The sequence below is a fragment of the Streptomyces melanogenes genome (genome assembly GCF_014649795.1).
Classification (GTDB): Bacteria; Actinomycetota; Actinomycetes; order Streptomycetales; family Streptomycetaceae; genus Streptomyces; species Streptomyces noboritoensis.
Map to the genome: position 1 here is coordinate 208969 of NZ_BMTS01000011.1, position 14562 is coordinate 223530.

A 14562-nucleotide genomic window follows, 5' to 3' on the forward strand; every position below is an offset into this window, starting at 1 on the left:
AAACCGGGAACGCTCCCGGTTCCTGGGCTCCGTCCGGGGGTTGGCCGGTTACTCCGCCAGGACCTTCACGTCCATTTCGTCCAGCTCCTCGGGGTCGGCGACCATGTCGATCGCGGCGATCCGCCCGTCCACGACGATGAAGTCGAAGACCACCTTCACGCTGCCGTTCGGCGCCCAGACCATGCCCGGGGCCCCGTCCACCAGCGCGAGCTGTGCAACTTGGGCCCGGCCCGAGAACGTCTTGGCGACCGCCTGCGCGCCCAGGGCGCCGCTCGCGCCCATCGCCAGCGCGGCGCCGTCGACGCGGACCACGACCTCCGGGTCGAGCAGGGTGAGCAGTTCGTCGAACCGGCCGCCGCGCGAGGCGGCGAGGAAGGCGTCGACGATCTGCCGCTGGCGCCCCCGGTCGGTGGCGGGCGCGGCCTCGGCGCCCGCGACCCGGCGGCGCGCCCGGCTGGCGAGCTGCCGGGTGGCGATGGTGGAGCGCCCCACGACCGGGGCGATGTCGTCGAAGGGGACGGCGAACATGTCGTGCAGCACGAAGGCGAGCCGCTCGGCCGGCGAGAGCGTGTCCAGCACCACGAGCAGCGCCGGGCCGACCGAGTCGACCAGGACCGCCTCCTGTTCGGGGTCGGCGCTCTCATGTGCGCCGTGGTGGACGGGCGGTGGCCGCTCGCCCAGCAGGTCCTCGCGCCGCGACTCGCGCGAGCGCAGCATGTCCAGGCAGACGCGCGCGACGACCGTGGTCAGCCAGCCGCCCAGGTTCTCCACCGCGCTCACGTCCGAGCGGCTGAGCCGGAACCAGGACTCCTGCACGGCGTCCTCGGCCTCGGTCAGCGAACCCAGCATCCGGTAGGCGACGGCCCGCAGATGGGGGCGGTACGCCTCGAAGCGCTCCGCCAGCCGTTCGGTCTCGTCCATCGGTCACATTCCTCCACCGGGCCCGTGGTCACGCAGTGCAAGCCCAGCCTATGGGACAGTCACATCAAGTTCAGATCGTGGATGTTCGGTATCCAGTTCGGACATTTGCTGGGAAATCATCTTCCCGTCGGTTTTCCGTCGGCGTTCCCGTTTCCTGTCCCGGACGCCGCCCGGCCGTCCGGGACAGGGTTCCCCGCCGTCAGGCGAGCTTGGTGGCCAGGAACTCCTCCCAGGTCACCCGGGCCGTGTCGTACCCGTCCCGCGGGCCCTTCGGCAGCAGTCCGCCGTTGCGGATCTTCCCGATGCCGGGCATCCACACCGGCACCACCGGGGAGCCCTTGTGGACGGCCTTCAGATACGCCCGGATCATCGCGACGGCGTCGGTGGCCTGCGGCCCCACCAGGTCGCGGACGCGCCCGGCCGGCTTGTCCAGGGCAAGCTCGGCGAGCCGGACCGCCACCTCCTCGGGGTCGATCGGCTGCACCCGGAAGCCCGAGGGCACCGGGACCAGCGGCAGCTTCCGCGCCTTTGCGGCCCCGTCGAGGATGAAGTCGTAGAACTGGGTGACCCGCAGCAGCGTCCACGGCAGCCCGGACTCGGTGACCACCCGCTCCGACTCCAGCTTGGACTTGAAGTAGCCGAACGAGACGTCCTCGACGCCGACGATGGAGATGTAGACGACGTGCGCGACCCCCGCCTCCTTTGCCGCGCGGACCAGGTTGCGGGTGGCGTCGGCGTCGCCCTTCTTGTCGCTGGCGCAGTGCACGAGCGCCCGGACGCCCTCGACCGCCGGGCCGATGCCCTGGTCCTTGGCCAGGTCGCCGGTCACGTACGCGATGCCGTTCTCGGCCGGGCGGCTCTTCCTGCTGAGCACCCGGACGTCGGCGTCGGCGTCCCGCAGCCGTGAGACGACCAGTCGTCCCAGCGTGCCCGTGCCGCCGGTCACCAGGATGGGCGACGTCATGGCTCCTCCTCCGTTGAAGTGTCGCCACACTGACGAGACGGCCCGCGAAAGTGTGACGCCGAGGTTCCGGACACGCCACGGGCGCACCGCCTCCCCAAGGGAAGCGGTGCGCCCGCGATCGAGGACCGCACGTACGAGCCGGTGCGTGTGTCGTACGTACGGGGTCAGCCCAGGCGTGCCGATTCGGCGCGCGGCCTGACCGGGAGGTCCGCCTCGTCGCGCTCGGGGTGCCCCGGGCGCCAGAACTTCGGGCCGAGCTCCAGGGCGAGCGCCGGGATCAGCAGGCTGCGGACGATGAACGTGTCCAGCAGGATGCCGACCGCGACGAGCAGGCCCTGCTGCAGCGAGGCCACCGTCGGGATCGCCGCGAGGACGCTGAAGGTGGCGGCGAGGACGAGGCCCGCCGAGGTGATCACGCCGCCGGTGACGGTGAGGCTGGTGAGGACGCCGTCGCGGTGGCCGCGCTTGCCGACCTCCTCCCGGGCCCGGGTCATCAGGAAGATGGTGTAGTCGACACCGAGGGCGACCAGGAACAGGAAGCCGAACAGCAGCAGCCCCCGGTCGATCCGCGGATACCCGACCGCGTGGAACAGCAGCGCCGCGGTTCCCACGGCCGCGGTGTACGAGAGCACCACCGACAGCAGCAGCATCAGCGGCGCCACCAGCGCCCGCAGCAGGATGATCAGCATGATCAGGACCACCGCGAGGATGAGCGGGATCAGTACCTTCTCCTCCTTGCCCTGGGCGTCGGAGGTGTCGAGCGCGATCGCGGTCTGGCCGCCGACCACCGCGTCCCCGGCCTCGCCGGAGCTGCGGTCGAGCGCGGTGCGCATGCGGTCGATGGTCTGCCGGGCGGCCTGGGTGTCCGGCGCGTTCTTCAGGACGGACTCGATGTGCGTCCAGCCGTTCCTGGACGCCACGCTGGTCGCGCTGGTGACGCCGGGCACGCCCTGGACCGTGGAGAGCGCGGCGGCCGCGCCCGCGTCCTTGACGTAGACGTCGGCGGGCGCCGACGAGCCGGCCGGGAAGTGGTCGGACAGGAGCTCCTGGCCCGCCACCGAGTCGACCTTCTTGGTGAACTGCTCGGCCTGGGTCTGCCCGGTGGACAGCGACATCGCGCCGAACGCCAGCGCCCCGAGGACCAGCACCGTACCGATCCAGATCGGACGCGGCCTGCGGCCCACGAAGCCGGAGATCCTCCCCCAGAAGCCGTGCTCCTTCTCGACGCTCGCGTCCACATACTCCGCCGAGTAGCGAGGGGTGAACGGCCAGAACACCCAGCGGCCCAGGATCACCAGGAACGCGGGCAGCAGCGTGGTCATCGCGAAGTAGACGATGACGACGCCGAGGGCGACGACCGGGCCGAGGCCCCGGGTGGAGTTCATCGAGCCGAACACCAGGCAGAGCGTGGCGATGCCGACGGTCGCCGCGGACGCCGTGATGGCGGGCAGGCAGCGCTGCAGCGCGTACACCATCGCCTCGTGCCGGTCCTCGTGGCGGTGCAGCTCCTCGCGATATCGGGCGATCAGCAGCAGCGCGTAGTCGGTGCCGACGCCCAGGACCAGGACGATCAGTACGTACGCGCTCTGTCCGTTGACCGTCAGCCCGGCGTGCTTGGCCAGGAGGTAGACGACGGCGCTGGCGACCTGGCTGGCCAGGCCGACCGAGAGGAGCGGGATCAACCAGAGGATGGGGCTGCGGTAGGTGAACAGCAGGAAGATCGCGACGAGTCCGAGCGTGGCGCCCATCAGCGCGCCGTCCATGCCGGAGTAGACGTCGATGAAGTCGGCGATGCTGCCGGCCGGGCCGGTGATCCGGACGTCGAGGCCGTCCGGCGCGTTCTTCTGCGCCGCCTTGCGCAGGTCCTTCACACCGTCGCCGAGGACGCTGTTGTCGCTCTTGTCCGACTTGATGGGCACGCTGAGGAACGCGGCCTTCTTGTCGGAGGCCACGGTGACCTGCGGGATCTCCGCCGCCGCGAGCTTGTCCGCGACGAACCGTTCGCGGTCGCTGTTGACCTTGGCCAAGTCGGCTTCGGTGAGGCCGTCTTCGCGCGCGTAGACGACGACCGAGCCGAGGCGGCCCTTGTCCGCGAAGTAGTCCTCGGCGATCTTCACCGCCTTCGTCGCCTGCGCGTTCTTCGGCAGCCACGTCTGGGCTTCGTTGTTCTGGACGTCGCCCAGCTTGGCCGCCAGGGATCCGCCCACGCCGATGAGCAGCACCCACAGCACGAGGACGGCCCACTTGGCGCGGCGGCCGGCGACGGCCTTCGCGTACCTGTGGGTGAACGACGTCGTGGACGGGGGCGGCGGCTCCTCGGGGGACTTCCTGGGTGATGGAGGATGCGTCGTCATGACTGCTCGCTAAGGGTCGGGAGTCCTGCGCGCTCGTGTGCCGCTCAGGGCTCGGTCGAACTCCGGTTGTTCGAGGGGCCTCCCCTGTACGACCCGATCGCCTCGACTCGATCGGGGTACCTCTTCCTGTCACATGAGCTGGGTTTTGTTCGTCACTGGTATGACGGAACGTGGCCAGAGGGTATGACCGTGACGCGTTCGTCACTCACTGACGGAGCGCGACGGAGGAATGTGACCGATGGACGACGGCGAATGGCTGGCGCGGCGTTTCGAGGAGAACCGGCCGCATCTGCGGGCCGTGGCGTACCGGATGCTGGGGACGCTGAACGAGGCCGACGAAGCCGTCGAGGAAGCGTGGTTACAGATCATCGACAGCGGCGACGACGCCACGGACGAGGGTGTCCGGGGTCTGCCCGCCTGGCTGATGACGGTGGTCGCGAACGTCTCCCTTGACCGGCTGCGCTCGCGCAGAACGGTTTCGCCGGAGGCTCCCCTGCTGCCGCGGGTGCCCGCCGCGCGCCGTGCGCCGGACGACCTGGCGGACCCGGTGCCGGGCGTACTGGCGGCGGAGCTGGCCGGGATGGGCCCGGCCCACGAGGAGTTGCTGGCGGACTCGGTGGGCCTGGCGCTGCTGGTGGTCCTGGAGACCCTTGACCCGGCCGAGCGGATGGCGTTCGTCCTGCATGACCTCTTCGGGCTGCCGTACGAGGAGATCGCACCGATCGTCGGCGCCGCCGACGCGCGGGAGGCGCGCGAACTCGCGGGCCGGGCGCGGGTGCGGGTGCAGAGCGTCGACCCGCTGCCGGACGCCCCGGACCGGCGGCGGCGGATAGTGGACTCCTTCCTCTCCGCCTCGCGCGGCGGCGACTTCGACACGCTGATCGCGATGCTCGCCCCGGACGTGGTGCTGCACGCCGATCCGGAGGCGGTGGCGGTGGGCGCGCCGACGGAGGTGCGGGGGGCGGACTCGGTGGCGAAGACGTTCTCGGGGCGGGCCCGCTACGCCCAACTGGCGCTGGTGGACGGGTCGGTGGGCGCGGTGTGGGCGCCGCGCGGCCGACCGCGGGTCGTCTTCGGCTTCACGATCGTGGACGAGCGGATCACCGGCATCGACATGCGGGCCGCGCCCGACCGGCTCAGCCGGACCGATCTGACGATCCTCGGCGACTGAGCAGCACAAAGGCGGCGCGCCACCGGGCATCGGGCCCGGTGGCGCGCCGCTTCTCGTTGTCAGGCGGGATGTCCCCGGAGCGCCTTCCCATCAATCACCCGCCCGGGATTCCCTTTGCTTCACCCAAAGTCCGGCGGGACGGAATGTGCACGTCCGAGATAACGGACACAAATCCCGGAAAACGGTAGGGTGACACCAGTAAACGAACGCGTACGGAGTTGACAGATCACGGTGCGCGCGCAAGGTGTTCGACTGCGAAACTTCCGCGGTTGCACGGGCGCGCTTCCCGTATACCTTCGTACGGTGCGGCGGCCGCGGCCCGGCCCCGCCGCCCGCACCCGTCGCCCAGATTCCCCCGTAACCGCAGGTCAACCGGGATCCTCACGGGATCCCGTGCCCGTCGTACGAACGGCCGCCGCGCGGTGACTTGAGCATATTGCGCCCCCTTGCGGAACCGGGGATTATCAAGAGTCCGCGCGATTCAAGATTCCCTCCAGTAGGAATCCACCACACGTTTTGATCCGCGCCTGCACACCGCTCGCCCGGCATTCCCAGGAAGCGGGCCTCCGTGTAATTCTGGCCGACGTCGCCCAGGTGCGGCGCCGCTATTGATGCTCTCTTACGTGGTCACGAGCGATACAGGACAAGAGGGGGGCCACATGCCCACGAATACTTCGGACGACTCACTCGACGAGGTGGAAGGCTCGGTATCCGGGCGCAACAAGGTGATCGCCGAGCGCACCCGCAGCGAGACGTGGAAGAAGCCGCCGCGCCGCATCGAGCGGGCCGAGTGCATCACCTGCGACACCTGCCTGCGTGCCTGCCCGCCCGAGTTCAACGCCATCTTCGACAACGGGCTCGACGTCGTCATCATCCCCGAGCTCTGCTCGGGCTGCCCCAAGTGCGTCCTGGAGTGCCCCGTCGACTGCATCTACGTGGACGAGGACTGGACCCCGACGACCGACGAGATGTGGAACCACATCGGGCTTACCGCTGAGGGTGTGTCATGACCAGTTTCGCTGAGCGCAACGGCACTTCGCGCCGGGCCATCAACGCCAAGAAGCGGCAGAGCCGCCGGCCCAGCCGCCTGGGCGCGGTGGCCGGCGCCACGCCGAAGCCGGACCGCCTCAAGGACGAGGAGGCCGGTTTCCCCACCCTCCTCAAGCGCGCCTGGGAGACGGCCGTCGAGGCTCCCGACCTGCGGACCGCGGTGACCGCCCTGCTCACCCTGGACGGCCACGTCCCCGCCGACGTCCAGCTGCGCGCGCTGCGCACCGCCGACGAGGCCGCGCTCAAGGTGCTCTGCGGCATCTCGTGGCGCGAGGAGGACCTCGCCGCCCCGGCGCGCGACACCCTGGAGCGCCCGGCGTTCCTGGGCGAGCTGGGTCTGACCAGCACCGGCCGCATCGTCATCCGCGTCCCCTCGCAGGGCTCGCTCGCCGACGAGGAGAACCTCGTCGACGGCGTGATCGAGGTGCCGTGGTCGGCGCAGGACCTGCTCGACTACGAGAGCGAGGTCAACCGCGCGGCCGCCCGCTACGCCGACCAGGTCGTCGACTGCCGCCAGTGGCTGGCGGCGCTCGGCACCCAGGCCCGCGACGAACTCCTGGAGACGGTGCGGGAGTCCGCGCTGCGGACCGCCCCCTTCGTCCTCCACCAGGAGGGGAAGCTCTACACCAACTTCCGCGAGGGCAACAACCTCATCGGCAAGACCCTGTGGGCGGGCCACCCGAGCGAGACGTTCAGCAGCCTGCTCGGCGTCGAGATGGAGCGCTGGTCCGACCACGACGCGATGCTGGTCGTCTGCCTCACCCTGCTCGTGCGGTCGGCGGGCGCCGGCCGGATCGAGGAGGCCAACGGCACCCAGCTCACCCTGGACCACCTGGCGTTCATGCTGGAGCGCACCCGCCGCAACTACAACGCGGTGCCCGGCGGCGAGCCGGTCCCGGCCGCCCCCACCCACCGGGTCGAGGCGCTGAACACCCTCGCCGTGGCGCTGCGCGAGCGCCGCGTCGGACACGTACTGCCCAACGCCCAGCTCTACCGCGAGATCCACGGCGCGCTGATGCACAAGATCGAGCGCCTGGCCGGGCCGTACGGCGAGGCGTCGAAGCAGCGCGAGGCGGACATGACCGCGCGGCTGCGCGACCGGCTACCGCTGACCGGCGCCACCTTCGAGGAGCTGAGCGCGAGCCTCACCGCCTCCCCCGGCTGGCTCGCCCGGCCGCACGGCGACTTCGGCACCGGGCTCGAAGCCCTGGTGTACGAGACGGTGTCCGGTGCGACCGACGTCTTCCAGGCCGACTTCGCGATGAGCCGGGGCATGCGTTCCCTCCCCGAACTCATGCGCGCCCTGCGAGAGCAGAGCTACGCCGAGATCACCAAGTGGGACATCACCGACTTCTTCTGCTGTGTGGTGCCCGCCCCGTCGGCCAAGCGCCACTACGAGGACTCGGTGCTGCAACTGGCCGACAACGCCTGGGCGATGTCGTCCCGCATGCAGTACAACTCCTGGCACTTCATCGCCGGGAACCTGCCCAAGGTGCCCGCCGTGGTGGAGCGCGACCACTTCATCCCGCCGACCATCCCCGACGTCGCCTTCTACTCCGACCAGCACCACCACGGCCATGTGGCGTCGAAGGTGCGCTTCAGCATCCGCAGCCCGCAGTCGGTCGAGGTGATGGGGCAGAAGTTCAACGGGTTCATGGACCTGCGTCTGCTGCGCTGCGACGGCACCCCGTTCAACGAGTCCGACCTGCTCGCCGCGCACCGCACCTCGGGGTTCATCGCCAGCGCCATGAGCGCCGCCGCCGCGCTGGTGGCCGCGGGCGAGGACATCGAGGTCACCGCCTTCGACTCCGAGTGGCACCTCAAGTCGGTCCAGGCCGCGGCGGCGGGCGCCAAGCAGCCGCACCCGGTGTCGTGACCGGCGTCCCACCTGTCCTTGCAAGGAGATCCGTTGACCTCCATCGGTGACATACGCGAGCTCCTCGCCCGGGGCGAGCTCACCGCGGCCGAGCACGTCCAGTCGGTCCTCACCGCGATCCAGAAGACCGACATCGAGCTCGGCGCGTTCGTCTCCGTCGCGGGCGACGAGGCCGTCCGGGAAGCCGAGCTGGCCGACGCCCGGATCCGCGAGCTGGGCCGGGCGGCGTTCGAGCGGCAGCCGCTGCTCGGCATCACCGTCTCGGTGAAGGACCTCATCCAGACCGGGGACCTGCCCACCGCCCGCGGGTCCCTCCTGGAGAACCGGCGGGCCCGGGCCGACGCGCCCTCGGTCGCCCGGCTGCGGGCCGCCGGTGCCGTCGTGGTGGGCAAGACCACCACGTCGGAGTACGGCTGGAGCGGCTCCACGGTGAGCCGGGTGGCCCCGCCCACCCGCAACCCGTGGGACCCCGAGCTCACCGCCGGCGGCTCCAGCGGCGGCGCCGCGGCCGCGGTGGCGGCGGGCCTCGGCTCGGGCGCGCTCGGCACCGACGGCGCGGGCTCCATCCGCATCCCCGCCGCGTTCTGCGGCGTCGTCGGCTACAAGCCGTCGTTCGCCAAGGTCCCCTACGTGCCCGCCTGCGCCGACCGGCTCTCCCACCAGGGGCCGATCGCGCGGACCGTGCCGGACGTCATCGAGCTCGCCTCGGTGATCACCGGCGGGCACCCGGGCGACCCGGACTCGCTGATCGGCGCGACCGAAGTCCCGGGCGAGCGGCGCTCGTTGCGGATCGGGTGGATCGAGTTCCCGGGCACCTCGCCGGAGATCCGCCGGGTCAGCGAGCAGGCGCTGCCCGCGCTCAGCGCGCAGGGCCACCGCGTCGAGCGCATCGAGGTGCCCTTCCGCGACCCGTACCCGGCGCTCGTCGACATCCTCGCCGCCAGCGACGCCGCCTCCACCTCGCCCGCCGACGAGGAGTGGTGCGACCCGGGCCGCCTCGCGATCGTCCGGCACGGGCGCACGCTCAGCGGCGCGACCGTGATGCGGGCCGAGGAGGTGCGGCTCGCACTGCGCACCAGACTGCACGAGATCTTCGACCGGTACGACCTGCTGGCCATGGCCACCGTGCCCATCGAGCCGTTCGACCCCCACGCGATCGGCCCCCAGTGGGCGAACCGTCCGGAGGACCTGCTCTGGCTGGCGTGGACACCCGCCACGTATCCCTTCAATATGACTGGCCAGCCGGCCGTTTCGCTCCCGGCCGGGCTCACCCGCGCCGGACTCCCGGTGGGGCTCCAACTCGTGGGCCCGTTCGGGGCGGACGATCTGGTCCTGTCAGCCGCACGCCGTCTCGAGGCGGACCTCGGGCCCCTGCCGGCCGCGCCGGACCGAGTAACCGAAAGGATCCTGTAAACCATGTTCTCCCGGTCGTGGTCCCGCCCCTTCTCCGAGTCGGGCGGTGTCGGACGCCCCGCGTTCGTCACCGAGTTCGGCCTCTGGACCGATGAACAGGCCGCCGCCGCCGAGCAGATCGAGGCGTCGCTCGACGAGGTCGACCTCGTCCGCCTGGTCTTCGGCGACCCGCACGGTCTGGCCCGCTCCAAGACGCTCACCGCCGACGCGTTCCGCTCGGTCCTGCGCAACGGCATGGACTTCAGCTCGGGGCCCTTCATCTTCGACACCGGCCACGCGGCCGCGCTCGACTACCTCTCCGACCCGGGCGTCGGGGTCGACGAGATCGCCGGTGCGGGCAGCTTCGTCCTGGTGCCGGACCCGCTGACCTTCCAGCTGCTGCCGCACGAGGGGCCGCGCACCGCCTGGGTGCTCGGCGACGAGTACCTGCGCGACGGCTCCCCGCACCCGCTCTCCGCGCGCAACGTGCTGCGCCAGGTCGTCGCCCGGTACGCGGCCCGCGACCTGACGCCGGTGCTGGGCCTGGAGGTCGAGTGGTACCTGACCAAGCGGCTGCCCGGTCCCCCCGGAAACGCGGGCAACGGCTTCGGCCTCCAGGGCGCGGCCCCCCAGGTCGAGGCGGTGAACTCGGGCTACCAGTTCAACCTGGACTCCAACTACGACTCGGTCGCCCACTTCACCAGCCCGCTCGCCCTCAAGCTGCTCGAACTCGGCCTGCCGCTGCGGTCGATCGAGCACGAGTCGGGCCCGGGCCAGATCGAGACGACCTTCAACCCGATGCACGCGCTGGACACCGCCGACGCGATGCTGCTGTTCCGCACCCTGGTCAAGCAGACCGCGACGCGGCAGGGCTACCACGCCACCTTCATGTCGCTGCCGCGCGTCGACAGCTTCGACCCGAGCGGCTGGCACCTGCACCAGTCGGTGATGGACGCGACCGGCCGCAACATCTTCGCGGCCGAGGGCGGCGGCATCTCGGACCAGGGCAAGGCGTACATCGACGGCCTGCTGGCCCGCGCCCGCGACCTGTGCCTGCTCTCCGTGCCCACGGTCAACGGCTACCGCCGCCTGAGCTCGGAGTTCTCGCTCTCGCCGACCCGGATCGGCTGGAGCTACGAGGACCGCAGCGTGATGCTCCGCGTGGTCGGCGGCGGCTCCGCGACCCACGTCGAGAACCGCACCGGCGAGCCCACCGCCAACCCGTACCTCGCCCTGGCGGCCCAGCTCTCCGCGGGCTTCGACGGGCTCACCGCCACCGTGGGCGCGGCCCCCCGCCCGGCCGAGGGTGCGCACGAGACCCTGCCGCAGAACCTCGGCGAGGCCCTGGAGGCCTTCCGGGCCGGTCAGGGCGCCGAGCTGCTCGGCAAGCCGCTGGCGGCCACCCTGGCCAAGCTCAAGGAGAGCGAGTTCTCCCGCTTCGAGGCGTGGCGCGCCCAGGAGCGGCCCGCCGAGGGCCAGGTCACCGAGTGGGAGCAGCGCGAATACTTCGAGGCCTACTGATGGCCCGTCCGAACCACCTGTCGACAAGCTCACCCTGGGGGTGCTGGCCCATATGATTCCCCGCTATACCCTGCCCGCGATGGCGGACATCTTCTCGGACCAGGCGCGCTACGCGACCTGGGTCCGGGTGGAGATCCTCGCCTCCGAGGCCCAGGTGCGCCTGGGCCGGGTGCCCGAGGACGCCGTCGAGGACATGCGGCGGGCCGGTGTCCCGACCCCCGAGCGGGTGCAGGAGATCGAGCGGGAGCGCGACCACGAAGTGCTCTCGTTCCTCGCCGCCTACTGCGAGGGCATCCCCGACGAGTCGGCCCGCTGGGTCCACCTCGGCATGACCAGCTACGACCTGGTCGACACCTCCCTCGGCTACAACCTGGCCCGCGCCACCGACCTGGTGCTCGCGGCCGGCGTGGAGCTGCGCAAGGTCCTGGTCGAGCGGGCCCTTGAGCACTGGGAGACGGTGATCGTCGGCCGCACCCACGGGGTGCACGCCGAGCCGACGTCGTTCGGCCACAAGCTGGCGCAGTTCGCGTTCTCCGTGGACCGCTCGCTCACCCGCCTCAAGGCGGCCCGCAAGGCCGTCGCGGTGGGCACCATCTCCGGCTCGGTCGGCACGTACGCACTGATCGACCCCTCGGTGGAGGCGTACGTCTGCGAGGAGCTCGGGCTCGGTGTGGAGCCCGCGCCGAGCCAGGTCGTCGCCCGCGACCGGCACGCCCAGCTGCTCCAGGCCGTCGCCCTGCTCGGCGCGAGCATCGAGCAGGTCGCCCTGGAGCTGCGGCTGCTGCAGCGCACCGAGGTCCGCGAGGTGGAGGAGCAGCGCACCTCCGCGTACCAGGGCTCCAGCGCCATGCCGCACAAGCGGAACCCCACCACCAGCGAGCGCCTGAACGGCCTGGCGCGGCTGCTGCGCGGTTACGCGGCCACCGCGCTGGAGAACGTGGCGCTGTGGCACGAGCGCGATCTGGCCCACCAGTCGGTGGAGCGGGTGATCCTGCCGGACGCGCTGGCGGTGGGCCACTTCCAGGCCACCATGGCGACCCAACTGGTCCGCGACCTCAAGGTGTTCCCGGACCGGATGCGGGCGGGCATCGACCGCACCGACGGTCTGGTGTACAGCTCGGCCGTCCTCGCCGACCTGCTCGCGGACGGGGTGGAGCGGGAGAAGGCCTACCGCGCGGTCCAGTCCGCGGCGAACCGTACGATCGCCACCGGCGAGCACTTCGGGGACACGCTGCGCCAGGAGGGCATGGACATCGGCCAGCTGCGCCCGGAGCGTTTCCTCGTCAACCACGGCGTGATTCTCGATCGATTGGAGCAACTTCGTGACCTGGAAGATTGAGCGTGTGGAGGGTGCGGACCTGGACCTCGACGAGGTCCTCGAGGTCTACCGCTCCTCCGGGCTCGGTGAGCGCCGTCCCATCGAGGACGTGACGCGGTTCGCCGCCATGGTGCGGAACGCCAATCTCGTGGTCGTGGCCCGCGCGGAGGGCAGGCTGATCGGCATCGCCCGCAGCATCTCCGACTTCAGCTACGCGACGTACCTCTCGGACATCGCGGTGAGCGGCGACTACCAGCGCTCGGGGATCGGCCGGGCGCTGATCGACGCCACGCAGAAGGAGGCCCCGCAGGCCAAGGTCATCCTGCTGTCGGCGCCGGCCGCGGTGGAGTACTACCCGCACATCGGCTTCACCCAGCACAACTCCGCCTGGGTCCTCAACCCGTAGGAAACCGGCGGCAGTACGCCCGAAGTCCCCCGCGGTCCGGCTCGTCCGGCCGCGGGGGCCTTTTCCTGTACACGAGGGTGTCTACGGAGGTGTGCACGGGGGTGCGCGAAGTGTGCAATACGGGTGTTGCACGGAATTGATGTTCCGGTGGACACCTGGTAATGCGGCGGGGCCTCCGGGGCAATGTCATTGCCCCGGAGGCCCCGGCCGAAAACCCGTCTTACCCTTGGTAGCCATTATCAGGCTGCCGCACCAAAGAATTCTTCGAGAATATGACGGTTGTTCAACTTGTTTTTCTCTTGTTTCCGGCGGGCGGAAAGGCGGAAATTCACCCGTTGCCCAGCTTGAAACCGACCCCGCGCACGGTAATGATCCATCCGCTGTCGCCCAGTTTGCCGCGAAGACTGCTGACATGGGTGTCGACAGTGCGGCGCGACCAGGAGTCGCCCCAGACCTGCTGGAGCAGGCGCTTGCGCGGAATGACCGTGTCCGGATGGGAGGCGAGCAGGCAGAGCAGATCGAATTCCTTGCGGGTCAGCCCCACCTCGCGGCCGTCCAGGCTCACCTCGCGGGAGCTCACGTCAATGCGCAACCGCCCGTGCAAGATCTCTCTGGCAACAGGCGGTTGGAACCTCGCGCGACGCATGACGGCTTCGATCCGTGCCATTAATTCCCGGAAGCCGTAGGGCTTGACCACATAGTCGTCCGCGCCGGCCTGGAGGCCGAGGACGCAGTCGAGCTCGGAGCCGCGGGCCGTCACGATGATCACCGGGATGCCGCTGACCGAGCGGATGGCCCGGCAGACCTCCAGGCCGTCGAGGTCCGGAAGTTCCAGGTCGAGCAGGACGAGATCGACGTCCTCGTAGGCCTGCAGCGCGGTGCTGCCGCTCTTGACGCCGATGGCTTCGTGGCCGTGCCGACGCAGCCGGCACACCAGGGACTCCGCGCCGTCGACGTCGCTGTCGACCACGAGGATCCGCCGGCCCCGGGAGAGGCCGGCCACCCTGCGCACCGCTTCCGACACGCCCTCTTCGATCAGGTGTGGTCCCCCTGGACCACGCTGGACAGGTATATGAGGCTCCAGCACTGCCTCTGACGAACTCTGAGTCATGCCTCCCCCGCGAGTCATGTCCCTCCCCCATCTGAGTGAGTCCAATACGAGATCCGATCCGGATCTCACTGCGAACACCGACGAACCTACAGACCGTTGCTACGGAATTCAAAGAGGTTCGAGCAAATAACAAATAAACTGTGTCGGTTATTGAGCGAGATCGGACAGAGCGCCTCTTCGTTTCCATACGTGATCACGACTGGGGGCCCCCGTCAACCAGTCTCCGCCATGCGGAAGCGGAACACTGGAGGATCAGTTGATTCGACCAGGAGTGATTCAACCAAGGGTAACTCGCCGCGACTCGCATAATCCGGCCATCTTGGCGCAGCTCTGACGTTGACGATGCCATGACATGATGTTCGCCACATCGGCCTGGAGGTTTACAGAATTCAGGCGAGTCTGCTGACAACAAGTTAAATAACAGGTGTCCAAGTGACGTCACGATGGCCGATGGCTTGAATTCGCCGGTACTGCGCCT

11 protein-coding genes are annotated in these 14562 nt (G+C 70.1%); 7 read left to right on the forward strand and 4 right to left on the reverse strand.

Features of this window, described 5'->3' with window-relative positions; genetic code table 11:
* Positions 1–48 precede the first annotated feature (48 nt).
* The 3 genes from IE252_RS24275 to IE252_RS24285 all read right to left on the reverse strand — a co-directional run bounded on the left by IE252_RS24275 (position 49) and on the right by IE252_RS24285 (position 4239).
* The gene (locus IE252_RS24275; protein ID WP_190091591.1) at positions 49–921 is read right to left on the reverse strand and encodes a sigma-70 family RNA polymerase sigma factor; all 873 of its coding nucleotides are present in this window, start codon (positions 919–921) and stop codon (positions 49–51) included.
* Between the two features lie 199 nt (positions 922–1120).
* Positions 1121–1885 carry an SDR family oxidoreductase gene (locus tag IE252_RS24280; RefSeq protein ID WP_190091592.1) on the reverse strand — a complete coding sequence of 255 codons (765 nt, stop codon included), beginning with the start codon at positions 1883–1885 and terminating at the stop codon, positions 1121–1123.
* A gap of 164 nt (positions 1886–2049) precedes the next feature.
* Positions 2050–4239 (reverse strand): MMPL family transporter, encoded by a 2190-nt coding sequence (locus IE252_RS24285; protein WP_190091593.1) that lies wholly within the window; start codon positions 4237–4239, stop codon positions 2050–2052.
* Between the two features lie 238 nt (positions 4240–4477).
* Here IE252_RS24285 and IE252_RS24290 point away from each other — a divergent pair, with 238 nt between their 5' ends.
* From IE252_RS24290 to IE252_RS24320, 7 genes are all read left to right on the forward strand, one after another.
* Entirely contained in the window at positions 4478–5410 is a 933-nt protein-coding gene (locus IE252_RS24290; RefSeq protein ID WP_190091594.1) for a sigma-70 family RNA polymerase sigma factor, read from the forward strand.
* 659 nt (positions 5411–6069) lie between these two features.
* Complete coding sequence (locus IE252_RS24295) at positions 6070–6420, forward strand: 4Fe-4S dicluster-binding protein (RefSeq protein WP_229848764.1); 351 nt, start codon at positions 6070–6072, stop codon at positions 6418–6420.
* A complete protein-coding gene (locus IE252_RS24300; RefSeq protein WP_190091595.1) occupies positions 6417–8336 on the forward strand; it encodes a hypothetical protein in 1920 nt (639 codons plus the stop codon). The genes IE252_RS24295 and IE252_RS24300 overlap by 4 nt, the downstream gene beginning before the upstream one ends.
* 33 nt (positions 8337–8369) lie before the next feature.
* Positions 8370–9749, forward strand: coding sequence for an amidase (locus IE252_RS24305; RefSeq protein ID WP_190091596.1), 1380 nt, complete (start codon positions 8370–8372; stop codon positions 9747–9749).
* A gap of 3 nt (positions 9750–9752) precedes the next feature.
* Positions 9753–11249, forward strand: a complete 1497-nt coding sequence (locus IE252_RS24310; RefSeq protein ID WP_190091597.1) for a glutamine synthetase family protein — start codon at positions 9753–9755, stop codon at positions 11247–11249.
* A gap of 52 nt (positions 11250–11301) precedes the next feature.
* Positions 11302–12588 carry an adenylosuccinate lyase gene (gene purB / locus IE252_RS24315; RefSeq protein WP_190091598.1) on the forward strand — a complete coding sequence of 429 codons (1287 nt, stop codon included), beginning with the start codon at positions 11302–11304 and terminating at the stop codon, positions 12586–12588.
* A complete protein-coding gene (locus IE252_RS24320) occupies positions 12572–12973 on the forward strand; it encodes a GNAT family N-acetyltransferase (protein WP_190091599.1) in 402 nt (133 codons plus the stop codon). The genes purB and IE252_RS24320 overlap by 17 nt, the downstream gene beginning before the upstream one ends.
* A gap of 328 nt (positions 12974–13301) precedes the next feature.
* Here the strand turns inward: IE252_RS24320 and IE252_RS24325 are convergent, their stop codons facing one another.
* Positions 13302–14102 (reverse strand): response regulator transcription factor, encoded by an 801-nt coding sequence (locus tag IE252_RS24325; protein WP_371655131.1) that lies wholly within the window; start codon positions 14100–14102, stop codon positions 13302–13304.
* Between the last annotated feature and the right edge of the window lie 460 nt (positions 14103–14562).